20 protein-coding genes and 3 tRNA genes are annotated in these 25,163 nt (G+C 47.0%); 4 read left to right on the top strand and 19 right to left on the bottom strand.

Going from position 1 to position 25,163, the window contains the following annotated elements; translation table 11 throughout:
• Window positions 1-117 precede the first annotated feature (117 nt).
• Window positions 118-1,284 carry an IS110 family RNA-guided transposase gene (locus AC0THY_RS07605; protein ID WP_489992258.1) on the top strand — a complete coding sequence of 389 codons (1,167 nt, stop codon included), beginning with the start codon at window positions 118-120 and terminating at the stop codon, window positions 1,282-1,284.
• Window positions 1,285-1,465: 181 nt separating this feature from the next.
• Here AC0THY_RS07605 and AC0THY_RS07600 read toward each other — a convergent pair whose 3' ends face one another.
• The 11 genes from AC0THY_RS07600 to AC0THY_RS07550 all read right to left on the bottom strand — a co-directional run bounded on the left by AC0THY_RS07600 (window position 1,466) and on the right by AC0THY_RS07550 (window position 14,206).
• Entirely contained in the window at window positions 1,466-1,732 is a 267-nt protein-coding gene (locus AC0THY_RS07600; RefSeq protein WP_489993827.1) for a hypothetical protein, read from the bottom strand.
• A 141-nt stretch (window positions 1,733-1,873) separates the two neighbouring features.
• On the bottom strand, window positions 1,874-3,037 hold the full coding sequence (locus AC0THY_RS07595) for a GGDEF domain-containing protein (protein WP_489993826.1): 1,164 nt from the start codon (window positions 3,035-3,037) through the stop codon (window positions 1,874-1,876).
• 306 nt (window positions 3,038-3,343) lie between these two features.
• Window positions 3,344-3,417, bottom strand: a tRNA-Met gene (locus AC0THY_RS07590).
• 16 nt (window positions 3,418-3,433) lie between these two features.
• A tRNA-Val gene (locus AC0THY_RS07585) sits at window positions 3,434-3,506 on the bottom strand.
• Window positions 3,507-3,566: 60 nt separating this feature from the next.
• Window positions 3,567-4,421, bottom strand: a complete 855-nt coding sequence (locus AC0THY_RS07580; protein WP_489993825.1) for a VOC family protein — start codon at window positions 4,419-4,421, stop codon at window positions 3,567-3,569.
• 49 nt (window positions 4,422-4,470) lie between these two features.
• Complete coding sequence (locus AC0THY_RS07575; RefSeq protein WP_489993824.1) at window positions 4,471-5,037, bottom strand: hypothetical protein; 567 nt, start codon at window positions 5,035-5,037, stop codon at window positions 4,471-4,473.
• A gap of 312 nt (window positions 5,038-5,349) precedes the next feature.
• Window positions 5,350-9,111, bottom strand: coding sequence for a phosphoribosylformylglycinamidine synthase (locus tag AC0THY_RS07570; RefSeq protein ID WP_489993823.1), 3,762 nt, complete (start codon window positions 9,109-9,111; stop codon window positions 5,350-5,352).
• 61 nt (window positions 9,112-9,172) lie between these two features.
• The gene (locus tag AC0THY_RS07565) at window positions 9,173-11,575 is read right to left on the bottom strand and encodes an ATP-dependent DNA helicase (RefSeq protein WP_489993822.1); all 2,403 of its coding nucleotides are present in this window, start codon (window positions 11,573-11,575) and stop codon (window positions 9,173-9,175) included.
• A 104-nt stretch (window positions 11,576-11,679) separates the two neighbouring features.
• Window positions 11,680-11,907, bottom strand: coding sequence for an HPr family phosphocarrier protein (locus AC0THY_RS07560; protein ID WP_489993821.1), 228 nt, complete (start codon window positions 11,905-11,907; stop codon window positions 11,680-11,682).
• Between the two features lie 263 nt (window positions 11,908-12,170).
• Complete coding sequence (locus tag AC0THY_RS07555; protein WP_489993820.1) at window positions 12,171-12,935, bottom strand: TIGR03915 family putative DNA repair protein; 765 nt, start codon at window positions 12,933-12,935, stop codon at window positions 12,171-12,173.
• Window positions 12,932-14,206 carry a putative DNA modification/repair radical SAM protein gene (locus AC0THY_RS07550; protein ID WP_489994157.1) on the bottom strand — a complete coding sequence of 425 codons (1,275 nt, stop codon included), beginning with the start codon at window positions 14,204-14,206 and terminating at the stop codon, window positions 12,932-12,934. The genes AC0THY_RS07555 and AC0THY_RS07550 overlap by 4 nt, the downstream gene beginning before the upstream one ends.
• Window positions 14,207-14,584: 378 nt before the next feature.
• Between AC0THY_RS07550 and AC0THY_RS07545 the strand changes: the two genes are divergently transcribed.
• Window positions 14,585-15,703 carry a hypothetical protein gene (locus AC0THY_RS07545; protein WP_489993819.1) on the top strand — a complete coding sequence of 373 codons (1,119 nt, stop codon included), beginning with the start codon at window positions 14,585-14,587 and terminating at the stop codon, window positions 15,701-15,703.
• 73 nt (window positions 15,704-15,776) lie between these two features.
• On the opposite strand, the gene AC0THY_RS07540 is transcribed toward AC0THY_RS07545, so the two are convergent.
• The 7 genes from AC0THY_RS07540 to coaBC form a co-directional block, all read right to left on the bottom strand.
• Window positions 15,777-17,084 (bottom strand): uracil-xanthine permease family protein, encoded by a 1,308-nt coding sequence (locus AC0THY_RS07540; protein WP_489993818.1) that lies wholly within the window; start codon window positions 17,082-17,084, stop codon window positions 15,777-15,779.
• Between the two features lie 90 nt (window positions 17,085-17,174).
• Window positions 17,175-18,005 carry a P-loop NTPase gene (locus AC0THY_RS07535; protein WP_489993817.1) on the bottom strand — a complete coding sequence of 277 codons (831 nt, stop codon included), beginning with the start codon at window positions 18,003-18,005 and terminating at the stop codon, window positions 17,175-17,177.
• Between the two features lie 84 nt (window positions 18,006-18,089).
• The gene (locus tag AC0THY_RS07530; protein ID WP_489993816.1) at window positions 18,090-19,232 is read right to left on the bottom strand and encodes an AI-2E family transporter; all 1,143 of its coding nucleotides are present in this window, start codon (window positions 19,230-19,232) and stop codon (window positions 18,090-18,092) included.
• A 17-nt stretch (window positions 19,233-19,249) separates the two neighbouring features.
• Window positions 19,250-20,602 carry a TrkH family potassium uptake protein gene (locus AC0THY_RS07525; protein ID WP_489993815.1) on the bottom strand — a complete coding sequence of 451 codons (1,353 nt, stop codon included), beginning with the start codon at window positions 20,600-20,602 and terminating at the stop codon, window positions 19,250-19,252.
• Complete coding sequence (locus AC0THY_RS07520; RefSeq protein ID WP_489993814.1) at window positions 20,592-21,554, bottom strand: alpha/beta hydrolase; 963 nt, start codon at window positions 21,552-21,554, stop codon at window positions 20,592-20,594. The genes AC0THY_RS07525 and AC0THY_RS07520 overlap by 11 nt, the downstream gene beginning before the upstream one ends.
• Before the next feature lie 95 nt (window positions 21,555-21,649).
• The gene (locus AC0THY_RS07515) at window positions 21,650-21,877 is read right to left on the bottom strand and encodes a hypothetical protein (protein ID WP_489993813.1); all 228 of its coding nucleotides are present in this window, start codon (window positions 21,875-21,877) and stop codon (window positions 21,650-21,652) included.
• A 30-nt stretch (window positions 21,878-21,907) separates the two neighbouring features.
• Window positions 21,908-23,107: a bifunctional phosphopantothenoylcysteine decarboxylase/phosphopantothenate--cysteine ligase CoaBC gene (gene coaBC, locus AC0THY_RS07510; protein ID WP_489993812.1), complete on the bottom strand. Its 1,200-nt coding sequence runs from the start codon at window positions 23,105-23,107 to the stop codon at window positions 21,908-21,910.
• Between the two features lie 159 nt (window positions 23,108-23,266).
• On the opposite strand from coaBC, the gene AC0THY_RS07505 reads away from it, so the two are divergent.
• Together AC0THY_RS07505 and AC0THY_RS07500 are read left to right on the top strand one after the other, a co-directional pair.
• A complete protein-coding gene (locus AC0THY_RS07505) occupies window positions 23,267-23,926 on the top strand; it encodes an ECF transporter S component (RefSeq protein WP_489993811.1) in 660 nt (219 codons plus the stop codon).
• Window positions 23,927-23,937: 11 nt separating this feature from the next.
• Complete coding sequence (locus tag AC0THY_RS07500; protein WP_489993810.1) at window positions 23,938-24,708, top strand: type III pantothenate kinase; 771 nt, start codon at window positions 23,938-23,940, stop codon at window positions 24,706-24,708.
• Between the two features lie 245 nt (window positions 24,709-24,953).
• On the opposite strand, the gene AC0THY_RS07495 is transcribed toward AC0THY_RS07500, so the two are convergent.
• A tRNA-Trp gene (locus AC0THY_RS07495) sits at window positions 24,954-25,024 on the bottom strand.
• Window positions 25,025-25,163: the final 139 nt, after the last annotated feature.

Genomic DNA, 25,163 nt, shown 5'->3' with positions numbered 1-25,163 from the left:
CTGCTTTAATGTTAATCAGTTAGATAACGCATGACGTTTTATTTCGCACGAGGCTACATAGCAGGCAGTTCTGTGGGTTCTCCATACAGTGTCAATACATTGCAAAGGAGCATTACTATGATCTGCATTGGTATCGATATTTCCAAAGATAAGCATGACTGCCTTATCTCTAATTCTGATGGTGATATTCTATTTGATAACTTTACCTTTTCTAACTCTCTGGAGGGATTTGAATTACTTTTTTCTCGTATCCAATCCTGCTCTGACAATTTCTCCCAAATGAAAATAGGGCTGGAAGCAACCGGTCATTATAGCAACAACATTACAGAGTTTCTCGTTAACAAAAATCTTCCTATTTTCATTATCAATCCGTTACATACCAGTCTTTACAGAAAAAGTCTAAGCTTTAGAAAGACTAAGACGGATAAGGCCGATGTTCACTCTATCGTATCAATGCTTATGACGCAGAAGCTTACGCCCTACGTACCTGTATCATACCATAGAAAAGAACTCAAGTCACTAACCAGATACCGTTTCAATCTGGTGCAGGATTGTTCTGTCTTAAAAGTCTCTTTTTCAAGACTTATGAATATTATCTTTCCTGAGTTAGAAAAGATTGTTCACCAATTACAGGTGAATTCTGTGTATCAGCTTATGTCTGCATATCCTGATGCTGCTGCTGTTTCAAATGCTAATCTGACACATCTTACAAATCTTCTCCGGAAATACTCCAAAGGACACTATGGCCGGGAGAAAGCTATTGAAATACGCAATGCCGCAATGCAGTCCATTGGAACCAGTGATGGAATACTCAAGCTTGAAATGCAGCAGACGATTGCCCGTATCAGACTCCTCCGAGAGCAAATCAGCATTGTTGAAGTAAGAATCAAGGATATCATCAAGGAAAGTGATTCTCCATTCATTACAATACCTGGCATTTCCTACATTACTGCGGCTATGATCCATGCTGAAGTTGGTGATTTCTCTAATTTTTCATCGGCCGAAAAAATACTTGCCTTTGCTGGAATGGAGCCCTCCATTTATCAATCAGGCCAATATACTTCGACTCATGCAAAAATGGTGAAACGAGGTTCCAAATACCTGCGGTATGCACTCTTTACTGCCGCTAAAAATGTTGGCAAATGGGACAATACGTTCAAGGAGTTTCTTCAGAAAAAACTCTCTGAGGGAAAGCACTACAATGTGGCAGTATCTCATGTAGCCAAGAAGCTGGTCAGAACTCTATACAGTATGGAAATACATCATACTGCATACAGCAAGTAATTTTTTTCTTATAACATACTTCTCAAAGCAGCTGTATAGGTGCTTTATTTGTCATGCAATTATCAAGGTTCAAAAAAACATATTTAACTAACTTTCAAAAAAACACTTGACATAGTTAGTCTATGATATAAAAAAATTCCCCGGAAATACCGGGGAATTTGTATTGACTGCAATAATGAAATTACTCAGCAGCGTCTGCCGGAGCCTCTGTGTCCGCTGCCGGAGCTTCCGTGTCTGCTGCTGGAGCTTCTGTAGCCTCTGTCGGTGCCTCTGTAGCCTCTGTCGGTGCTTCTGTAGCTTCTGTCGGAGCCTCTGTAGCTTCTGTTGCTGCTGCCTCCGTTGTTTGTGTTGTCGCTGCCTCTGTTTCAGCCTCCTTGCTTCCGCATCCAACTGCCAATGCTCCTGCTAATGCTGCAACTGCAACGAATCCCAGTACTCTTTTTTTCATAGTTAGTCCTCCTCATAAATCATCAGGTACGCTTGTACCTATGTTTTTATTACAAGAGGTATCTTACCATACCTTAAAATTTTATTTCTTTTGATTTTTATTAATAAAACGTGAATGATTTCTGAAGTTTCTTAATGTTTATTAAGAGTATGGACATATTTTAGACACAATTCGATTTTTGTCCCCATACATTTTCCTGTCCGCACGAATATATGCATCTTCAATTGTCCCTTCGTCATCCTTCATCAGAATTTCATATCCTGTTGCCACACAAACCTCCAGTCCCATCTCATTTCCCAGACTCGCCAGCAGTTCATTTAAATTACTTATTTTTCCACATATCTCCTCCGTCGTCACATTTTCAGCCAAAATCAAAAATTCGTCGCCTCCCATGCGGAAGATATACTGTTCCTCTTCCCGAAACGCTTTGTTCAAAGCTTCCGCAATTTTCTTAAGCACAATATCCCCCACGTGATGTCCATTTGTGTCATTGATCTCTTTAAATCGATTCACATCAGCTACAATGCAGCAGACATTGTCACCATTTTCTCTCTGCCGTTCCAGTTGGTTTACTTTCTCCATATAAGACGCCCTGTTATACAAACCCGTCAGCGCATCCGTAAATGCCATTTGATACACTACCCTCTCTCGTTCCAGTCTCTTGTTCTGTTCCACAATCTGTTTTGTCTTAATGATTGAGTGGATAAATACCACATAGCATGAGATCACTACACATGCGAACACAAACCATACAGGATAATATTCCAACCGTTCTATCATTGGCTTAGGATAGGATGCAAAAAAAACCATTGCAAAATAGATCAAAACCGTTGCTGAGGCCATCCCGCGCCATCCCGCCTTTGTCTCCTCCAGGAGTTTGTGATAATATTTAAAATACTTATTTCCACCGATTGTCAACGTGAGAAATAATGCAGCCATCACAACCACTGCACAAAGCTCTCCGTTGTCAAAGAAAAGTCCAATAGCCCGCCCAATAAAAGCCACGATCAGTGAGGTGGTATCCACAAAGCAAAATGTAAGGACAAAACGGCTGTCCTGATACTTGGACAGAGCAAAAAACAGCAGAAAGCTCGGCACTGCCATACATAACGCCGAAGACAAAACTGCTGGGAATCGCCACACATAGACCGCACAATAGTAGGCAGTGACAATGACCGCACAGCCTCCATACATAATAAAGCGGTTTTTTATAGTATTCTTTTTCAAAACGAACATTTTCGTGTAAATCAGCAGATCAAACACAATAACCATTAAATCATTCAATGCCATTAAAATATCATTCATCTATTCTTTACTTCTCCTGATTTTCAATACTAAAAGCCGCCGGATAACTCTTTTCCGGAACCATTTAGCAGTCTTCACCTATCTTGTATCAGAATATCATATTTTGAGCTTTCCATCCAGTATATACTCATATTTTTAGGAAGTTTGGGCATCCCTTGTTACGGTAAATACCTTCAGCAGCTTTTATAAATCCACTAAAATTTGCCGCTTGTTATGGCATTTTTACTTTCCTCATGCTGAAACAAAAAAACTGCCGTTTCATGATAAATCACTTTACCACGAAACGGCAGCCATCTTATATGACAGTAGCGGAAGGGAGACTTGAACTCTCGACACTACGGGTATGAACCGTATGCTCTAGCCAGCTGAGCTATTCCGCCATAATTGTCATATAAATGGGACCTATAGGGCTCGAACCTATGACCCTCTGCTTGTAAGGCAGATGCTCTCCCAGCTGAGCTAAGATCCCTTGGTCAGCAGCTCTTGTTCCGAACTGCTCTGCTATTATACTATTAAGTTGCGAAATATGTCAAGCACTTTTTTTACTAAATTCTACTTTTTCTCCATCCGGGCCAAAAACTGTAAAAAATTTGATACCACGCTGCAGCAGAGGGAGCTCTCTGATCACATAATCCTTCATCCGGAATCCCAATTTTCTGACTTTGTAGTAAGCCTCCTCTATATCTTCCACCTCAAGCGCAATATGATCAAGATGCCCCTCTCCCCTGCTCTCCAGCTCTTTTACCCCTGCACCGGTCATCTGGATCACTTCCAGTACAAATCCATTTTTCTCCAAAAAAGCAATGTACAGACGGCCGTCCGGTGTATCCAGATATCCACTCCCCTTTTCCTCAAATCCCATCTCTCCATAGAATGCTTTCGTAGCACTGAGACTACGCACCTTCAATGCCAGGTGGGCCCACCCCTGCAGCCCTGAACACTTCCCATTGTCTGCACTGTTGTCCCGGCAGAACTCCACCACCTCTCCGTTAGGCCCCACAAAATTTACTCCCTCCACTCCGCAGGCTCCCAAGGTACGGTAATGGACAATTCCCTGCGGCGTGGAACTGTGGAATGCCATGTTTTTTTTCAAAGCCTCTGCAACGCATTTCTCCAAATCCGGAGCATTGATGGCAAAGTGGTCCAGGATTCCGTCACCTCTGTTCTGCAATTTTACAAGCTCTCTTCCCGACGGCTGTAAAAGCTCCAGCCAGAGATCTCCCAATCTCAAAAAGGCAGCCTCTGTTTTGTAAGGGTTCAGCACCAACTTCCGCTGTATTTCCTGAAACCCGAGTTTCTCCTGGTACCACCCTAGTGCCTCCTTCATGTCCATAACAGGAATACAGAGATGATGAACTCCCTTAACATTGTCTCTTAGCTCCACTGCAAACTTCCCCTTTCAATAACTTTTTCAGTTTTTTAACATTTTCACGTCACATTTTTGCTCCTGAAACGTTTTCTTTAGTATAGCACAATTTTCTATGACACAAAATAAATTTTTGTATAGACTTGCGGGCACTCTCATCCAACTGTTGCAGAAGTTTTTCCGGTCTGACAAGACCTGTGTGGTACTTATTTATGTAATCATTGTAGCTGCACCACCAGTAATCCTCCACCCTGGCTGCGCACTCCAGTGCATGCCGGTGTACCATGACGCAGTGTTCCAGAAGCATTGCCTCATTTTCAGGTTCTATCCTCTGAGAGGATATCTGGATTTCACCTCTCCATCCACTGTATAAGCTGCAGCAGCTCTGCTCCAGGGCCTGGGCCATTAAGTTAAAAACAAATCCTGCTTTGGAACCCTTTGAGATTTGCATAAGAAAATATGCCCTGTTATTAGTCATGCAGAAAGAATAAATCTGAAATGGTAGTTCCTGTTGTATCAATAGGAGGGTATTTAAAAACCTTTTTTTCACACGCTCATCCGCAAGCAGGCTGGTGTCTCTACCTTCCCACAAGATCAGGTAGTAAAACTCTTTGTTATCCTCTGTCCATTTCATATTTTTTTCTCCTTTGTATTATCGCGAATCATATTCAGATTTTTCCTAACATCAAATCCGGCTATGTTTTATCTATATTATAAGACATTATTAGGCAATATTCAACATTTCACACACAAATTAAACAAATTGAAACAGTCATACAAAGTTTATGTATGGCCTATTAAATTGAAGATTTTTTCTTTGTTTTTGTAACGCTTTGTCACATTTCGGTCACACCAATTGTTTTAACACATCTTTTGATATACAGACGCAAAAATGCGGAGCCAGATCCCATACCGGAACCTGTCCCCGCACTCACTGTATATATACCTATCTTATAAAATATTCAACACCGGACTCAAATATCTTCATATCCTGCTCTCCGTAAATATTGATCGCTACGGATTCTCCCCGGCGTTCAGAGTGTGCCATTTTACCGAATACACGTCCGTCCGGGCTGGTGATTCCCTCAATTGCGCAGTAAGAGCCGTTTACATTCCACTCCTCATCATTTACACAGAGTTTGCCGTTTGCATCCACATACTGGGTGGCCACCTGACCGTTTGCAAACAGTCTCTGAATCCACTCCTCATTCGCCACGAACCTGCCTTCCCCGTGGGATGCTGGGTTACAGTACGTTGCCCCGAGCTTGGCCTGCTGCAGCCACGGAGACTTGTCAGACACCACCTTGGTATAGACCATCTTAGAAATATGACGTCCAATTGTGTTAAATGTCAGTGTGGGAGAATCTTCCTTCTGACCTGTGATCTCTCCATATGGGAGCAAGCCCAGTTTCACAAGCGCCTGGAAACCGTTGCAGATCCCCAGTGCCAGCCCGTCCCTCTCATTGAGCAGCTTCATCACAGCCTCTTTCATCTTTGCGTTCTGGAATGCTGTGGCAAAAAATTTAGCAGAACCGTCCGGCTCATCGCCCGCGGAAAAACCTCCGGGGAACATAATGATCTGAGCCTGATTGATGGCCTTCTCAAAGATCTCCACAGAGTCCCTGATATCCTCTGCCGTAACATTCTTAAACACCTTTACGTTCACATCCGCCCCGGCCCGCTCAAATGCCCTGGCGCTGTCGTACTCACAGTTAGTCCCGGGGAATACCGGAATAAACACCCTCGGTCTTGCGGTTTTGTGCTTGCACACATAGATGCTGTCAGCTTTGTAGAGACTGTGCTCCTCCTCTTTCTGAGGTTCCGCCCCGGAAACTGTACTGAATACCTTTTCCAGGGTACCTGTCCAGCCCTCAAGAGCCTCCTCCATCGTGATCACCACATCCCGGTATTCAAAGGCTGCCTTATCTGTCACCTCGCCGATAACCGTATACGAGATGGAGAGCTCCCCAACCTTTCCTTCCGGCACTTCAGCCACAATATTTCCAAATCCAGGGGTAAACAAATCCCTCTCATCCACATTGTGTTCAATCTTAACACCCATATGGTTACCAAATGCCATCTTGCTCACTGCCGCCGCAATGCCCTTGGCGTCTACCGCATAGGCGGAGATGATCTTCCCGGCTTTCACATCCTCAAAGAATTTTCCGTACTGATCCATGATCTGTTCGTATTTGGGAAGATCATACGGATCCTTCTCAATCTCCAAAAGCACCAGCTTGCTTCCCGCTTGCTTCAGTTCAGGTGTAATGATATGCTTTGAACTGGCCACATCCACTGCAAAAGAAACCAGTGTGGGCGGAACATCAATCTCATTGAAGGTTCCGGACATACTGTCCTTTCCTCCAATGGATGGAAGCCCAAATCCCAGCTGAGCCTCATATGCTCCCAAAAGAGCGGCAAACGGCTGGCTCCATCTATGGGGATCTTCTGTCATCCTACGGAAATATTCCTGGAAAGTAAAACGAATTTTACGATAATCACCTCCACTGGCCACAATCTTAGCCACAGATTCCACCACTGCGTAGACTGCCCCGTGATATGGACTCCAGCTGGACAGATAGGGGTCAAAGCCATAGCTCATCATGGTGACTGTATCTGTCTTGCCCTTCATAACAGGCAGTTTGGCAACCATTGCCTGGGTTTCTGTGAGCTGGTATTTTCCGCCGTGGGGCATAAATACCGAGCCTGCCCCAATAGAGCCGTCGAACATCTCCACCAGCCCCTTCTGGGAACACACATTTAAATCCTTGAGGGTATCCATCCACTTCGCCTTTACGTCCCCCACTTCTTCTCTTACAAAGAACTTATCTTTCTCGGAAGGGATATCCACTGCCACATTTGTCTCCTGGTGAGCGCCATTGGTATCCAGGAAGGCCCGTGATATATTTACAATCTCTTTGTCTCTCCAGATCAAAACCAGACGCGGCTTCTCAGTGACAACCGCCACCTCAACCGCTTCCAGATTTTCCTCAACTGCGTACTTTAAAAACTCATCCACATCTTTGGGATCTACAACCACAGCCATGCGTTCCTGGGACTCGGAAATCGCGATCTCCGTACCATCCAGACCTGCGTACTTTTTCGGAACCTTGTCAAGATATACGTGGAGTCCGTCCGCTAGTTCTCCAATGGCAACGGAGACACCGCCTGCTCCAAAGTCATTGCACTTCTTGATCAGTCTGCTCACCTCTGGCCTGCGGAACATGCGCTGAATCTTTCTCTCAGTAGGCGCATTTCCCTTCTGTACCTCAGCACCGCAGACTTCTATGGATGCCTCTGTATGTACCTTGGAAGAACCTGTTGCACCCCCGATACCGTCACGTCCTGTTCTTCCGCCCAGTAAAATGATGATATCTCCGGGATCAGAGGTCTCTCTCTTCACGTCCTTTCTGGGGGCAGCGCCCATGACAGCACCGATCTCCATCCTCTTTGCGACATAGTTAGGGTGGTAAATCTCCTTCACAAGGCCTGTGGCCAAGCCGATCTGGTTGCCGTAAGAGCTGTATCCGTGAGCCGCACCGCGCACAAGCTTTTTCTGGGGCAGTTTTCCCTTTAAGGTCTCCTTCACAGATACGGTGGGATCTGCAGCCCCGGTCACACGCATCGCCTGATATACATAGGTGCGTCCGGAGAGGGGGTCGCGGATAGCGCCTCCCAGACAGGTAGCAGCGCCTCCGAAAGGCTCTATCTCAGTGGGATGGTTGTGGGTCTCATTCTTAAAGTTGATCAGCCACTCCTCTGTCTCCCCGTCAATCTCTACAGGCACCACAATACTGCAGGCGTTGATCTCATCAGACTCCTCCTGATCTTCCAGTTTTCCCTCTTTTTTCAGCTTTCTCATAGCCATCAGGGCCAGATCCATCAGGCATACAAATTTATCGTCACGCCCTTTGAATATCTCCGCCCGGTCAGCCAGATATTTTTCATAGGTTCCCATAATCGGTTCCCGGTAATATCCCTCTCCGAATACTACTTCTTTGAGCTCTGTGGAAAAAGTAGTGTGGCGGCAGTGGTCAGACCAGTAGGTATCCAGCACACGGATCTCCGTCATAGACGGATCACGCTTCTCTTCCTCCCTGAAATAGTTTTGAATATGCAGAAAATCCATGAAAGTCATCGCCAGATTCAGTGAGGCGTAAAATTCCTTCAACTGATCCTGGGGCATTCCGATAAACCCTTCGATGGTAATCACATCTGCCGGCTCATCAAACTGTGTCACCAGAGTCTCCGGCTTTACCATGTCTGTCTCCCTGGAGTCCACAGGGTTGATGCAGTGATTTTTGATTGCCTCAAACTCCTCGTCGGAAACCTCGCCCTCTATCACATAAGTGGTGGCGGAGCGGATAATGGGTTCCTCATCCTCATTTAAAAATTTCACACACTGTACTGCGGAATCCGCCCTCTGGTCAAACTGCCCCGGCAGATATTCCACAGAAAACACCCTGGCATTTGGGGCTGTCTCAAAGGTTTCCTCATATAATGTGTCTACCGGCGGTTCTGAAAATACGGTCTTACAGGCATCCTGAAATACCTCATCAGAAATATTTTCCACATCATACCTGATCAAAACACGTACTCCCGTCAGAGACCGGATTCCCAGATAACTGCGAATCTCGTGTCCCAACTCCTTTGCCTGCACTGCAAATGCAGGCTTTTTCTCCACATATACTCTTCTTACGCCTCTCATAGATTCCTCCATACTCTGTGCTGTATTCATTTCTCCGGTTTTATCCCCGGTCGCTGTTCCATCATATTTTAACACCCTGCGGTGTTTCTTGCAAGAAAAAGGACCGCTCATTTTCGCTGCACGCTTCCCTTTCCCAAAATTCAGCAAGCATGTCAGCCACATTTTGGCGGTTACACACCTGATAGTCCGCCCATTCTCTGGGAAAAAGCTCTATATACTGCCTGCCTGCAAACCGGTCATCCAGCAGCAGGATAACACCCCGATCCCGGTCTGTACGGATCACCCTGCCTGCTGACTGGAGCACCTTGTTCATTCCGGGATAGAGGTAAGCGTAGGCAAAGCCATTTCCACCTCTGTGGTCATAGTAGTTTCTCAGGATCTCCCTCTCATTACAGATCTGAGGCAGGCCTGTCCCCACAATCACAGCGCCAATGAGCCGGTCATGCTTTAGGTCAATTCCCTCTCCAAAGATTCCCCCCATTACACAAAAACCCAGCAGGCTCTCCTGAGATTTCGAAGAAAAGCTCTCCAAAAACGCCTCCCTCTCCTGCTCTCCCATGCCGCTGCTCTGGCGCAGCAGACGCACTCCCTGGGGGGCTATACGCTCAAAAGCTTGTGCCACATCCTCCATCATCCGGTAGGACGGAAAAAAGACCAGATAGTTTCCTGTCTTCTGTTTCACAGTCTTTTCCAGATACTCAGCGATCCTGAGGTACTCCTGCTCCCCCCGCCTGGTATACCGGCTGCTCACATCCGTTCCCACTAAAAGCAGCTTGCGCTTTGGATCAAAGGGAGATTTTGCATACACTGCATAGTCATCCCCTTTGGTGCTGAGCAGACTCATATAATAGCGGATGGGAAGAAGGGTGGCTGAGAAGAGTACGGCGCTTACCCCTTTGTCCAGACATGTCTGAATATTGGCTGAAGGGTCCACACAGAACAGCTTGACCATAAAACGCCCACTCTCCGTCAGCTCCGTATATATCACATAATGTTCATCCAGGCGGTCGTAGGTGTCCAAAAAAGCGCGCAGCTCAAAATAAAGCTCCAGCACCTTTTCTCTCACCTCCTCCTGCTGGGCCTCCTCCAGAAAGTTTTCTGTCTCGCACGCCAGATTCATCAGGGTGATGACAAAATCTCCGATATTGTCATGGAGTTCATATTCAGGACACTCCCTTTTCCACTCCAGCATCTTCTTGTTGCACTTATCCAGCAGGCGCGCTAACTTGGGGCTGTATGCCTTCACTGCCTTTCTGGCATCCAGAAGGTCTTCTTTAACCAGTGCTGCACTGAACATCTCCCGGCCGCGCTCCACCAGGTTGTGTGCTTCATCAATCAGAAACAGATAGCTCCCTTTTACATTCTCCCCGAAGAACCGCTTCAGATGGGCTCTGGGATCAAATACATAGTTGTAGTCGCAGATCACCGCGTCCACCCAGGTAGACACGTCCAGGGAGAGTTCAAAAGGACACACACACCACTTTTCGCTCTGGGCCAGCAGGGCATCCCTGGAAAAATCCTCCCCCTCTGTCACCATCTCATACACCGCGTCATTGACCCTGTCAAAATGCCCTTTTGCATAGGGGCACTGATCTGGATTGCAGCTGGTTTCCTCCAGGGGACAAATCTTCTCCTTTGCTGTCAGAGTGACCACTTTATACTGAAGGCCCTGTTTTTTAAGGACTGAAAATGCCTCCTCTGCCACTGTTCTGGTGATGGTCTTGGCTGTCAGATAAAAAATCTTATCTCCCAATCCCTCCCCCACAGCTTTGACAGCCGGAAAGACTGTGGAAATTGTTTTCCCCACCCCTGTGGGTGCCTGGATAAACAACTTTTTTTTGTGGTATATGGTGCGGTATACACTGGAGGCCAGCTCCTTTTGTCCCTCCCGGTATGGAAATGGAAACTCCACACAGCAGATGGACTCCCGGCGTATGTCTCTCCAGCGGATCTGGAAGGCGCACCATTTGCGAAACTCCTCTATTAACTTCTCAAACCACTCCCTGAGATCCCGGAACTGGTATTCCTGTTCAAACCTTTTGATCTCCTCTGTCTCCAGATTACAGTACGTCATCTGTACCCGGATACTGGAAAGCTCCCTCTGCAGCGCATAAATGTAAGCGTAACACTTGGCCTGAGCCAGATGTACGTACACCGGTTCCTGAATCAGCTTTAACTCCCGATACACTCCCTTGATTTCGTCAATCAATGTTCCCTGGCTGTTCACCTGGATGCCATCCGCACGCCCTTCGATGACAATCGCATACGTTTCGTATTCTACCCTGTGCCGCAGCATCACCTCCGGCGTATAATCCGAACCCATACGTCCCTGAATTTTCCGGTGCAGGCGGCTCCCCAACTGCATTGCCTCCTGATCAGGCATGGCCCCCTGCCGATTGTCAATGTCGCCGCTGCGGAGAATAAACTCTACCAGGTTTCGGACAGATATCTTTATCTCTTCCATAGATTCCTTCTCTTTTCCAACACACACTTTTTTCCCAGTATAACACAAAAGGCACACAATCACCATATGGATTGTGTGCCCCCGCACTACTTGTGAATGAACATTTATGCAGTGCCATACTTGCTGAGTACATTCTCAAAGCGCATATTCTCACCGCCATATTTAACGGTAAGCTCTCGTGTCAGGTCCATGCTGAGTATGCCTAAAATTGACTTTGCGTCGATAACCACTCTATTGTAAAAAATGTCAATGTCAAAGTCACACTGCTCAGCAGCACGCACGAATTCTTTCACCTCGTTCAGTTCCGTAAGCTTAATTTTCCTCTCTGACATAGCTTTCACCCTTTCTTAAATTTCCCGGCACCAGCGCCGGTATGGTTGTTGCTGAGAACGGTTTCCGTTTTCTTTTTCCGTATTATCCCACCACATCCTTTATTTGTCAACGATAAAATTTCTACCATGTTTGTAGGATTTCCAACCTTCTGGAAATTATGCTCATACTTTTCAAAATTTTCTATCTCTTTTTATGCATAATAGATGGTGTCAGCCATTGTCCGTTTTTGTCAGGTGAATAAACATCTCTCAATATTGAAAAATTAATCAAAATTTTCTGTCATGTATTTACGGAATTTTTTGGGTAGGAACTGCTGCTGAAGCCTCAGATTGCGCCTTTCTTTGATGCCGATTGTGTGACAGAACCCTTTCCAAAGCTCCTGGTAGTCCTTCTCCTGCCCGGAAACTCTCTGGGTCAGTTCCCGGTTGGGCTGCTCTCCCCGCACAAGCGCCCACTGCCTGTGGGCCTCATGAATCAAAAACACACTGTGGGTGATATCATAAATCATGAAATGTTCCCCTGGAAAGCGGTCTGCAAAATGTTCCCCGATCAGAGGCAAAACCTGATTTTCCGGTTTGATTTCCGAAAAAAGCACTCCATTCTCCAACTCTCTGAAGCGCACAAACTGCAGATATCGATGCGCCTCGTTCTGGATATTTCTGGACATCTCAAAAACACCCCGGATCGCATCATTTTGCAAATACTGCATTACACTACGGCTGCCTCCTCCTTTAAGCCCCTCTACTATGGTGTGGTAGATACAGTCCGCTTTTTCCTTCTCCTTTGAGAGGGTTGCATGGTAGATATGATAGTAGTCCTCCTCCCCCATGCGGGTTCTCACAGTCCTTGCCACCTTTTCCGCCTTTATGCTGTCGACAGGAATTTCACGATAATCTGCAAACAATTGAAAATTCATTCCCTCCCCCACCTCCAGCCTTACCTGGTCATGTCCCACCCTGCTGTCCCACGCATCATAGACACCGCTGAAGATTCCATCTGTGCTGTTGTCACATATAAATACTGTCATCGGGCCACCCCGCAGTCGTCAAACAGATTGATCTGCTGATAGTGATTTAAGTCATATGGGAGGCGTTCCTTTACACTCAGCAGATTTCTCAAAATATAGTCCTCCTCAATTTTCACTGGGTACATCATACGTCCGCTGCAGGTAATAAAATAGAGTGCCCGCTTTAAGACTACCCCAATCATTTTCAGATCTTCAAAACCCAGATTTCCAAATTTCCTGGCCTGAACAATCCTCTGAGCAGACTTGGTGCCGATACCCGGTACCCTAAGCAGAGTTTGGTAAGGAGCACGGTTGATCTCCACTGGAAAATACTCCAGATGAGAAAGCGCCCAGTTGCACTTGGGGTCCAGAAACATGTTGAAGTTTGGCCGCTCTTCACTGAGCAGCTCTGACGCCTCAAATCCATAAAAGCGCAGCAGCCAGTCTGCCTGGTAAAGCCTGTGCTCCCGCAGAAGCGGTGGGCCCCCCGGAAGGGTCGGCAGGCTGGAATCCTGATTCACCTGCACAAAAGCGGAATAGAACACCCGCTTGAGCTGAAACTTCTGATAGAGGGATTCCGCCACGGATACGATCTCAAAGTCACTCTCCGGTGTGGCGCCGATGATCATCTGCGTACTCTGTCCGGCCGGCACAAACCGGGGCGCCTGCCGGTAAACTGCCAGCTCATGCCGATTTTCTTCCATCCTCATCTGAATCTGACGCATGGGGGCCAAGATTGTCTTTCTGCTCTTGTGGGGGGCCAGCTTGCGCAAACTCTCCGCAGTGGGAAGCTCCAAGTTCACACTCATACGGTCAGCCAGCATTCCGGTCCTCTCAATCAGTTCCTGGGGAGCCCCCGGAATAGCCTTAACATGAATATATCCCTGAAACCCATACTCATTTCGAAGCTTGTACAAGGTCTGGTACAGCAGTTCCATAGTATAACCGGGACTCTTCAGTACACCCGAGCTCAGAAAAAGACCTTCTATATAATTGCGTCTGTAGAACTCAATGGTGAGCCGGCACACTTCCTCCGGCGTGAAGGAAGCCCGGGGCACATCATTGGACGAACGGTTCAGACAATATTTGCAGTCAAAGACACACTCATTGGTGAACAAGATCTTTAGCAGAGAGATGCACCTACCGTCCGCAGCAAAGCTGTGGCATAGTCCCTTTGCCACTGCATTGCCAATCCCTTTTCCATCCCCTTTTCGATTTACCCCACTGGATGTGCAGGCTACATCATACTTTGCCGCATCCGCTAATATTTCCAGTTTATCGTTGAGACTCATCTCTTCTTGAATTCTCATGGTATCGCCTCGCATTCGAACATTTGTTTGTTTTTTAGTATAGCACACCTGTTTCCAAAAAACAAGAGAATATCAAACATTTGTTCGCAAAATTCAGCTCTTTTCTAAGAAGTTGCTCCTATTACAACAGAAACGTTTTGAGCTTATAAAACTCTTAGAAATTCAACAAATTTTAAACTGGTGTGGAATTTACTTCTGCACTGAAATTTGCTTTTTCAAATTCGCTTTTTATCCTTTCAGCGGATTCCTGACATATTTCTATCAAACTTTTGAAATACAGTATAAATGTTACAAAGGAAAGATCACCAAACAATTCCAGTATTAGGGAAAGGAGCATGGAAACTATTTTCCAATTTATATATGAGTACAATTTATCTGCATATCGGCACCATGAAGACAGGTACTACTGCCATACAGAAATTTTTGACAGCAAACCGGGACTACCTGGAAATGCTGGGCTGCACTTACCCCAAAATTCAAGTTGGGTTATCTGAAAAATACAAAATCCGAAACGGACATTTTCTGGTCTATCCTTCGGACGAAGAAAAAACACTGGATGAGGAACAGGTGCTTCGGGAGGGATTTCTCCAGTTGAAAGCCGCCGCCAGGCAATTCGACACCGTCCTGCTCTCCGATGAACTGATCTGGCACCATTGGCTGAAGCAGCCCGATTTTTGGCAGCGGCTGATCCAGGAAGTCCAGAATATGAACAGCACCTTAAAAGTAGTGGTCTATCTGCGCAGGCAGGATCTGCTGGCTGAATCGCTCTACAATCACATTGTAAAATCAAAACGGATGTTTACAAAAGATTTTTCCAGTTACATAAATGGACAGGCTCCCAAAATCTTTGCCTTCTCCTACTATGAGCAGATCCAGCAAATTGCATCCTGGATTGGAAAGGAATATCTTTTGCTGCGTGTCTACGAAGAGGGCCAGTTTGGCGGAGAAGAACATACACTTTTTTCTGATTTTTTGGAGGCGACGGGACTTCCCCAGGAGGGATTTGCCATTCCCGATCCTGCTTCCAATCTGGGACTGCACGGAAACTATATCGAATTCAAACGAATCATCAACCAACTGCCCGAATATCGGCAGACTGGTGACTTTTTGTCTTATCCGCTGCGTGCTGCCAGCGCCGCCCGAACTGAAAAAGCCCTCCATCACAGGGAAAGCTTTTTCACTGAGGAAGAACAGCGAAATTTTATGGCCCGTTACCAGGAGGGGAACCGGAAACTGGCGCTGGAATACTTAAACCGGCCGGATGGAGTGCTGTTCCGGGAACCCCTGGGAAATCTCTCCACTTGGAAACTGAACCGGAAAACCCTCCATGAGGATCTTACGATTATGATGACGGAGGCTCTCTGCTGTCAGCAACGACAGATCAATGAACTGGAAAAACGGGTGAAGGCCGCCGAAGAAAACAGCAACTCTCTTCGCTGGCTCTACCGGAAATTAAAAGGAGCCAAGGATTTCTCATAGAATATCAGATGCTAAGAGCAATGAATTCTATGGGACATCCTTGGCTTGAAATTTAGGGGTTAAATATCGGTTTTTACTTCTCCTCTTCAAACCCCTTAAACCGAAGCACACTATCCTCGCCTTCCGGCAGAATGGCTGCCACAACCATCCCCACCAGAGCAGCCAGAGCCAGACCGGAGAGAGTCACAGTACCGAAGATGGGTATGCTGTCACAGCCAATTCCCAGTACCAGTATCAGAGAGGCAATCATCAAATTACGGCTGTTGCCAAAGTTGATGTGATTGTTCACCAGGATACGCACACCCACTGAGGAAATCATACCGTAGAGAATGATGCTGATTCCCCCGGTAACCGGCGTGGGAATGCTGGTAATCAAAGCCCCAAATTTTCCAAATATCCCCAGAACAATGGCAAACACTGCTGCAATTCGGATCGTGGAGGGGTCATAATTCTTCGTAACTGCCAGAACTCCTGTATTTTCCCCATAAGTGGTATTTGCAGGACCGCCCAAAAGGCCGGCCAAGGCTGTCGCCAGACCATCCCCCAAGATAGTCCTGTGAATACCTGGGTCTATCATAAAGTTCTTGCCAACCACCGCGCTGTTGGTGGTGATATCACCCACATGCTCAATCAAAGTCACCAGTGCAATGGGCGCTACTGCCAGTATGGCATCCGCCTGAAACTTTGGCGCACACAAAATCTGGGACATGATGTCCTGATCCATAAAGGAGAAAAAGTGTGCTTCACTCACTGGCGTAAAATCACAGAATCCCAGCGGAATACTGATCAGATACCCAACGATAATTGCAAAAAGAATGGGCATCAGGTTAAAAATTCCTTTGGCATACACGGAAATCACAATGATTGTACACACTACGCAGAGCGTGATCACCAGAGATTCCAGGCTGAAAACGGATTCCCCCGCCTCATTTGTCACAAAAAAGGCATTGCTGATGGCAGATCCGCTCAACCGAAGACCGATAACAATGATGATGGGGCCTGTCACAATGGGTGGCAGCAGCTTATTTACCTTCTCATACCCAATCACCTTGATAATGATGGAGAAGGCCACATAGATAAGTCCCGCAATAATCAGAGCGCCCTTCAGTGCTGCCAGCCGGTCTAGGTAATCCGCATCCCCAACCCGGGAATTGCCGATTACAGCCATGATTCCACCCATAAACGCAAAGCTGGAGCCCAAAAACACAGGCACCTTTTTCTTGGTCACCAGGTGAAAAATCAGAGTGCCCATCCCTGCGCAGAACAGGGTGATAGAGGTGCTCAGTCCCGTCAGTGCAGGTACCAGTACCGTTGCCCCGAACATAGCCAGCACATGCTGTATCCCCAAAAGGATCTTGTGTTTCCAATTTCTTTGTTCCATTTCTCTTTCCTCCTTTGCAGCTTCTTTTAATCATAAAGTTTCATTTATAACGCAAAGAGAGCTGCCACGTCTGGCAACTCCTTTTTTGTTCTAAGCGTGCAGTACGGAAAACGCTTCCGCCACATATGAATTTTTCGCCAATTCAAAATTACCCAAATCCGCGTATTTCGCAAACTCAGGGTCTATGGGCATTTTTCCTAATACAGGAACGTCCAGTTCCTTTGCAATCTCATCAATATGGCTTTCCCCAAATATCTGGTATACTTTCTGGCAGTCCGGGCACTTGAAGTAGCTGTAGTTCTCCACAATCCCGAGAACCTTGATATTCATGGTCTTCGCCATGTTGTAGGCCTTTTTCACAATCATCCGCACCAGATCCTGGGGTGAAGACACAATCACCACTCCCTCCACAGGAAGAGACTGGAATACGGTCAAAGGCACATCCCCTGTTCCTGGGGGCATATCCACAAAAAGATAGTCCAGTTCTCCCCAGATCACATCCGTCCAGAACTGTTTTACCATATTGGAAATCACAGGTCCTCTCCAGATCACCGGCGTCTCCTCATCCGGCATCAGCAGATTGACGGACATGATCTTGATATCGTTCTCCGTAAGCATTGGGTAAATACCCTCGTCATCCGCCTGTGCAGGCCCGTGGATTCCGTACATCTTGGGTATGGACGGACCGGTAATGTCCGCGTCCAGGATTCCCACCCGGTATCCCTTCTCAGCCATCATATTCGCCAATGATGCGGTAACCATGGATTTACCAACACCGCCCTTGCCGCTCACCACTCCGATTACATGTTTTACCTCCGTATAGATGCCCGGTTCCACCAATAAACTCTGTGGCTGCTTTGACGGACATCCCTCGCAGCTCTCCTTTGTACAGCTTGTACTGCTGCATTCTCTTTCTGCCATGTTGCATCGCCTCCTGTATCCAGCCGGGTTCTCCGGCATTTTCAAGTAATCACTGTTATTCAATATACATCATTTCAGGCCATTTTACAAGGCCTCTTCCTTTATATCCTTTTTGCCCAACCGGATATTTACATTCTCCCGGAGCAGGGCGTAGAGCACCGAGGAAAGGGGCACAAAAACCAGCATCCCTAAAATCCCCATTAGGCTTCCGCCAACTGTGACAGCCATCATGACCCATATCCCCGGAAGGCCTACCGAGTTCCCAACAATCCTGGGATAGATCAGGTTTCCATCGATCTGCTGCAGAACAATAATCAGGACCACAAACCAGACTGCCCGAAGAGGGCTGGTCACCATAATGAGAATAGCCCCAAGGGCAGTTCCCAGAAATGCTCCCACAATGGGAATGAGGGTCAAAAACCCTATGAGCACAGAGATGCTCAGAGCATATGGAAACCGGAACAAAACCATACCCAGATAGCAGAAACATCCGAATACAACCGCCTCTGTACACTGTCCGGAGATAAATCCTGAGAACGTCTTATTTGAGATATGAAATACCTTTAAAACCCGGTTCACCCATTTTGTGGGCAGGTATGCATACACAATCTTTTTCGCCTGCATACCCAGCTTTTCCTTCTGGGCTAAAATATATACAGAGAAAATCAGTCCCAGCGCTGTGGTGGTGATACCTCCGATGACCGAGGTTGCCACCCCCCAGGTTGAGCTTAGAACATTTGTGACACTGCTCTGGAGTACCGTCAGCGCCTTGTGGGTCAAATCCGTCCAGTTCACCTCCAGGGAGGCAATGTAGTCTGTGATCTCCGGATAGGTGGCCGTCAGACCCGTAACCCACTTGCTCACATCATCCAGGAACTTAGGAATTCCCGCATTCAACGCCACCAGGGTATTGATCAGCTCCGGAATGACGGTAACAATGACAAAAAGAACGATTCCCACTGCCAGAGCGAAGGAGAGCAGAATACTGATGATGCGCAGCAGCATCTTCTTATTTTTCATGTGAGGTCCCAGCACTTTTTCAATCAGCTTTAGCGGCACATTCAGGACAAAGGCAATGGCCCCGCCCAGGATAAACGGTGAGAAAACACCCACCATCCTTTCCGCTAGCTCTAATATAGGAACAAGGTGATTCAACCCCCAGTAAAACACAATAGCAAATGCAATGATCAAGAGTATTGTTCTCTTGTTTTTTATCTTAAATTCCATAGGCAGTTTTCTTCCCCCTAACCGATTAAAATCTTTTCCTCAGGCAACTCTACTGGTGACATCTTCTTCTTTTCCGTAAAGGAGAGCGCCATGGACAGGCTTCCCACCCTTCCGCAATACATCAGGACAATCACAGCAGCCTTTGACACTGTCACAAAGTCCCTCGTAATTCCGGTGGACATGCCCACTGTACTGATCGCAGAAAAGGTCTCCAGCAGCACATCCCTCAAATCCATTCCCTGGACTCCACAGATCAAAAGTGCTGCACTGAGAGCCAAGACCAGGTTCGTACAGGCCACTGCGCTGGCCTTCTTGATGGCATCCTCGTCAATCCTACGTCTAAATATGTTGACCCCTCTGGTCCTTTTGATGTTCGCCCGCACATAGAGCAAAAATACCACAAAGGTAGTGGTTTTGATCCCTCCTGCAGTAGACCCGGGACTTCCCCCGATAAACATCAAAATTATGCTCAGAAGCTTGCTGCTGTCCGAGAGCTGGGCAATGTCTGTGGTATTAAAGCCCGCTGTCCTTGGTGTGACTGAATCAAACATGCAGGTCAGGAACGTCTCCCCCGGTCCCATGCCTCTGGCTAAATTACCGGACTCAAAAAGATAAAACAGCAGTGCTCCTCCAAAAACCAGTATAAAAGTAGTGATCAAAACAATCTTTGTGTGCACCCGGTATTTTCGGAACCGGAACTTCTTCTGGGTCAAGTCGTCCCACACCAAAAAACCGATCCCTCCGATAATGACCAGACTCATAATCGTCAGGTTCACAAGCCAATCCCCAGAGTAGTTTACCAGGGATGAAAATTCCCCCTGATATCCCATCAGATCAAAGCCTGCATTGCAGAAGGCTGAGATCGAGTGGAAGATTCCATAGTAAATCCCTCTGGCAAAACCCAACTCCCCACAGAAACGAATGGACAAAAGCAGTGCCCCAGTCCCCTCAATGATCAGAGTTCCCATCAAAATCTTTTTCACCAGATGGACAATACCTCCGATCTGAATGGCATTTACACTCTCGGAGAGCACGCCCCTCTCACGCAAGCCGATCTTTCTGTGGATAACCAGGGAGAATAGGACTCCCACTGTCATAAAGCCCAGTCCTCCGATCTGAATCATGGTCAAAATCACCAGCTGTCCGAATAGGTTCCAGTGTACGTAAGTGTCCACCATCACCAGTCCGGTCACACAGGTTGCCGAGGTAGCAGTAAAAAGAGAATCCCAGAATCCGGTCCAGGTACCTGCCCTGCTGGAAATCGGAAGCATGAGAAGCAGGGTTCCAGTCATAATAATCAGAAAAAATCCCAGTGCTATGATCTGCATTCTGGAAAGGGAATCTCTCCATTTCTTATACTTATTTTTCATGTCCGCAATCCTTTAAACAATCTTCAAAAAACTGGAGCATCTTCTTTTCATATTCCTGTTTCGCCACATAGTAACTTTCCGCGTGTGCCGCCCCCGACACAATCCAAAGGCGTTTTTTCGAAGCACATGCCTGGTAAATCTCCCGTCCCATCCGCGTGGGCACATAGCGGTCCTCTGCCCCGTGAATGATAAACACCGGGATTTTTGTCCTGGTCACAGCCTCGCTGGCTGAATAGTCGCTGAACCCGTATCCGGCTCTGCGCCTGCACAGTGGTTCCGCAAGTTTAAGCACAATCCGTCCTCCAATAATCTTCCTGGAATGGACCATATGGAGAAATTCTTCCCTGGGAGAGGTAAAACCACAGTCTCCCACAATTCCTCTGACAGCGGGCGGCAGGTTCAGCCCCGCAGCCATCAGAACCGTAGCAGCTCCCATAGAAATGCCGTGCAGAAAAATGCTGCATTTTCCCTCAAACCTGCGATTCAGATAATGAACCCAGCGGTAGCAATCCTCCTTATCCAGGCACCCGAAACCATTGTAAGCTCCTTCGCTCCTGCCGTGAGCCCTGTCGTCCACAATGAGTACATGATATCCGTTTTCATGGAGGAAGCGTGCCATCACACAGTAATTATTCTCCCCTGTTCCCATGTATCCGTGAACAGCCAATACGACCCTGTCTGATTCTCCTTTGGCTGGTAAAAAGGTTCCCTGAAGCGTCAGTCCGTCAAAAGAGTGCATAAAGACCTGTTCCGTCTCCTGTTCCTTCAGCCACTTCTGGCTCTCCCTGATCAGAGGTACAGTCTGTACCCAGTGGGTTCCCTTGCGCTTCTCCCTCTCCTCCCACCGCTCCGGCTCCCTGCGGCAGATAAAATTTCTAAAAAAAATTTCCACAGATGCTGCTGCCGCTGTTCCGGCGGCTGCTGCACCTATTACTATTCCGGTTTTCTTCATCTGAGTCTTCCTTTCTCCCTATAAAATACGACCTGGCGTATTTGGGACGAAGAGCGCGTCATCAAAAGAGGGATACCTCCGTACCCCTCTTTTCTTTATATTTCCGTAAATGAATATCTCTGTTTCATTCCGGACGCAGTGATATCATAAACAATGGTGCCGTCCGGAAATACTGTTTTTTCCATGGCAACCTCTTTGCCCTGAAATTTCTTTTGAAGAAATTCTTCGATATCATCTGTCTCTATCTCATCAAAAAACACATCCCTCATCTGGTTATTTGCACATTGGTTAAATATCTCCCAAACTGTCTCGTACGCTTTCATATGCCTCTCCTGCTATTTGATGCGTTTGCTTTACCTCTTCCCCATCTGTGACAAGATCATATCCATAATCTTTCCCGCAGTCTCCTCTTTGGACATCAGATCCAAAGCCACCTCCTGATCCTCAGTGATCATGGTCACCACATTGGTGTCTGTTCCGAAGCCTGCTCCGTCCTCCTTGAGATTGTTGGCTACAATCATATCCAGATTCTTTTTCTTGAGTTTCTTTCTGGAATTCTCCAGCATATTTTCCGTCTCCATGGAAAAACCGCACAGAAACTGACCGGAGCGCTTGTGCTCCCCCAGAAACTGCAGGATATCGTCCGTCTTTTCCAGCTCCAGCACCATGCTCTTGCCGGTTTTCTTCACCTTTTCCGCACTCACCCTCTGAGGCCGGTAATCGGCCACGGCAGCGGCTTTTACCACTATGTCCTGTTCCAGAGAGCAGTCCGTCACTGCCTCAAACATTTCTTTAGCGCTTGTCACATCAATCACATTTACAAACGGCGGCTTTTCCACTGTGGTCTGCCCTGTCACCAGCGTTACCTGTGCACCTCTCAGCATGCACACCTTTGCCACCGCATATCCCATCTTACCGGTAGAGTGGTTGGTAATGTAGCGGACTGGGTCCACCGCCTCCATGGTGGGACCAGCCGTCACGAGCACCTTCATCCCCATCATGTCCTTCTTGCAGGCAATCTCTCTCAAAATATAGTCCAGCAGCACCTGTTCTGAGGGCATCTTTCCCTCCCCCACGTCCTTGCAGGCCAATATTCCCGTTTCCGGACTGATCACCTCAAAGTCATTCCTGCGCAGCTTTTCAATGTTATTCTGTACAATTGGGTTCTGAAACATGCGGGTGTTCATGGCCGGCGACACAATTTTTTTGCAAGTGCAGGCCAGAACCGTGGTGGTGAGCATATCATCCGCTAAGCCATAGGTCAGCTTTGCAATCACATTGGCCGTAGCAGGCGCTACCAGTACCACATCTGCCTGTTTGGCCAGCGCCACGTGCTCCACATTATATTCGAAATTCCGGTCAAAGGTATCCACCAGACAACGGTTGTTTGTAAGTGTCTCAAAGGTAATCGGATGGATAAAATTCGTGGCATTTTTCGTCATGATCACATGTACGTCCGCGTGTAGTTTTCCAAGCATACTCGCCAGATTTGCAATCTTATAGGCCGCAATGCTGCCCGACACGCCTAAAATCACCGTTTTTCCTTTTAACATCTCTATTCTCCTCTGTTTTAAGCTATTTACAAGTATAGCATATCCATTCCAAATTTGTATAGATCTTTTAAAAATCTTTGATTTTTGAACATCGATATGCTATACTGTCCCGGTAATTGTATTGTATCTCGAAAGAGAATAATAACAAGGAGGAAAAAAATGAATAACGCAAAGACAGCGCGCGGCACAGTACCGCAGACGCTAGGCATGGTACAGGTTGCACTCTTCGCAGCACTGATCATCATCCTGGCGTTCACACCATTTCTGGGATACATCCCCCTGGGCTTTACCCGGGCCACGATTATCCACATACCGGTTATCATCGGTTGTCTGATGCTGGGGCCTAAAAAAGGAGCCTTTTTAGGTTTTGTATTCGGACTCACCAGCTTAATCAACAATACCATCAATCCCACAGCAACATCCTTTGTATTCTCACCATTCTATGAGCTGGGAGAAATACAAGGCGGCATTGGCAGTATTGTGATCTGTTTTTTACCGAGAATCCTGGTTGGGATAGTTCCCTACTATGTATACCACGGACTACACCGCTTGTTTAAAAAGAATAAAACAGCGGACACTGCCTGTCTGGCAGCGGCAGGTGTGGCAGGCGCTCTGACCAATACCCTGTTGGTCATGAACCTGATCTTTGTATTCTTTAAGGATGCCTACGCTTCCGCCAACAACGTTGCCTCTGAAACGGTATATACTTTTATTTTGACCATTATAGGAATTAATGGAGTGCCGGAAGCCATCGTAGCCGGTATTCTGGTTGCCCTTATCTGCAGGGTGCTCTTTAGAACGAAATACGCAGTACACTGAAGGAGAATGTTATGATTTTAGCTATTGACATCGGAAATACAAATATTGTGATAGGCTGTATCAAAAATGGAAAAATCCTGTTTGTGGAGCGTCTCTCCACGGACACCACAGAGACCGTTCTGGAATATGCAATCAGCTTTAAAAATGTTTTGGAGCTTTACCACCTGGATGTGAAAGATTTGCACGGTTCGATTATCTCCTCCGTGGTGCCTCCTGTCACCAATATTGTCCGGGAGGCAGCCGAAAAGATCACCGGAAAGCGGGTTATGATCATTGGTCCCGGTGTAAAGACCGGGCTGAACATTCTAATGGACAACCCTGGACAACTGGGCAGTGACCTGGTGGCCAACGCAGTGGCTGCCATAGCTGAGTACGCACCGCCCCTGATCATCTTTGACCTGGGCACAGCCACCACGATCTCCGTTGTCGATAAAAAACACAACTACATCGGCGGAATGATCATGCCGGGAATCCGCGTTTCCTCGGACTCCCTGACCAACCGTACCGCCCAACTTCCCAAGATCAGCCTGGAGGCCCCAAAAAAAGTCATTGGCACCAACACGATTGAGTGCATGAAGAGCGGGATCATCTACGGCAACGCCGCCTGTATGGACGGAATGATCCAGCGCATTGAGGCCGAGCTGGGTGAGAAGGCCACGGTGATCGCAACCGGCGGACTGGCGGGCAGCATCATCCCCCACTGCCGGGAGAAGATCATCTTGGACAATGCGCTTCTCCTAAAGGGATTAAACCTCATTTATCAGAAAAACAACTTAACCTAATTCATATACAAAACAATTACAATGACGGGGAGCAGTTCATAATTCCGATTTGGAAGCTCCTACACCAAAATAAGTATAACCCGCAGAGTTCCATGTGTTTTAGCAAAGGACAATCTGCGGGTTATGTTTGTTTTTTCTTTACGCACCTTATTTGGGGGCGCAAAATTCCCCTTATTTCATGTTGAAGGAATCGTACGATCAAAAAGGCAGCTAACCGAAGTTAACCGCCTTTTCTGACTCATTACCAGGGGATGAGAGAATCGAACTCCCACTAAGAGTTTTGGAGACTCCTGTCATACCACTTGACCAATCCCCTATAAAGATAAGTCCTTAATATTTATATCACAACATGTCCAAAAAGTCAATCCAGCATTTTCAAAAACAGCGGACGGCTACACAAAGACCTTGATTTAAGGGGACAGTTTACCCCATACGAGCTTAACTGTCCCCTATTA

Source organism: Ruminococcus sp. 8Y-12 (assembly GCF_058119865.1).
This window is presented reverse-complemented; position numbering and strand designations above follow the sequence as displayed.

Bases quoted from the DNA above. Each gene is read 5' to 3' on its own strand.
- AC0THY_RS07605 (WP_489992258.1), top strand. From the start codon at position 118: ATGATCTGCATTGGTATCGATATTTCCAAAGATAAGCATGACTGCCTT.
- AC0THY_RS07600 (WP_489993827.1), bottom strand. From the start codon at position 1,732: ATGAAAAAAAGAGTACTGGGATTCGTTGCAGTTGCAGCATTAGCAGGA.
- AC0THY_RS07595 (WP_489993826.1), bottom strand. From the start codon at position 3,037: ATGAATGATATTTTAATGGCATTGAATGATTTAATGGTTATTGTGTTT.
- AC0THY_RS07575 (WP_489993824.1), bottom strand. From the start codon at position 5,037: ATGAAATGGACAGAGGATAACAAAGAGTTTTACTACCTGATCTTGTGG.
- AC0THY_RS07570 (WP_489993823.1), bottom strand. From the start codon at position 9,111: ATGAGAGGCGTAAGAAGAGTATATGTGGAGAAAAAGCCTGCATTTGCA.
- AC0THY_RS07565 (WP_489993822.1), bottom strand. From the start codon at position 11,575: ATGGAAGAGATAAAGATATCTGTCCGAAACCTGGTAGAGTTTATTCTC.
- AC0THY_RS07560 (WP_489993821.1), bottom strand. From the start codon at position 11,907: ATGTCAGAGAGGAAAATTAAGCTTACGGAACTGAACGAGGTGAAAGAA.
- AC0THY_RS07555 (WP_489993820.1), bottom strand. From the start codon at position 12,935: ATGACAGTATTTATATGTGACAACAGCACAGATGGAATCTTCAGCGGT.
- AC0THY_RS07550 (WP_489994157.1), bottom strand. From the start codon at position 14,206: ATGAGTCTCAACGATAAACTGGAAATATTAGCGGATGCGGCAAAGTAT.
- AC0THY_RS07545 (WP_489993819.1), top strand. From the start codon at position 14,585: ATGAGTACAATTTATCTGCATATCGGCACCATGAAGACAGGTACTACT.
- AC0THY_RS07540 (WP_489993818.1), bottom strand. From the start codon at position 17,084: ATGGAACAAAGAAATTGGAAACACAAGATCCTTTTGGGGATACAGCAT.
- AC0THY_RS07535 (WP_489993817.1), bottom strand. From the start codon at position 18,005: ATGGCAGAAAGAGAATGCAGCAGTACAAGCTGTACAAAGGAGAGCTGC.
- AC0THY_RS07530 (WP_489993816.1), bottom strand. From the start codon at position 19,232: ATGGAATTTAAGATAAAAAACAAGAGAACAATACTCTTGATCATTGCA.
- AC0THY_RS07525 (WP_489993815.1), bottom strand. From the start codon at position 20,602: ATGAAAAATAAGTATAAGAAATGGAGAGATTCCCTTTCCAGAATGCAG.
- AC0THY_RS07520 (WP_489993814.1), bottom strand. From the start codon at position 21,554: ATGAAGAAAACCGGAATAGTAATAGGTGCAGCAGCCGCCGGAACAGCG.
- AC0THY_RS07515 (WP_489993813.1), bottom strand. From the start codon at position 21,877: ATGAAAGCGTACGAGACAGTTTGGGAGATATTTAACCAATGTGCAAAT.
- coaBC (WP_489993812.1), bottom strand. From the start codon at position 23,107: ATGTTAAAAGGAAAAACGGTGATTTTAGGCGTGTCGGGCAGCATTGCG.
- AC0THY_RS07505 (WP_489993811.1), top strand. From the start codon at position 23,267: ATGAATAACGCAAAGACAGCGCGCGGCACAGTACCGCAGACGCTAGGC.
- AC0THY_RS07500 (WP_489993810.1), top strand. From the start codon at position 23,938: ATGATTTTAGCTATTGACATCGGAAATACAAATATTGTGATAGGCTGT.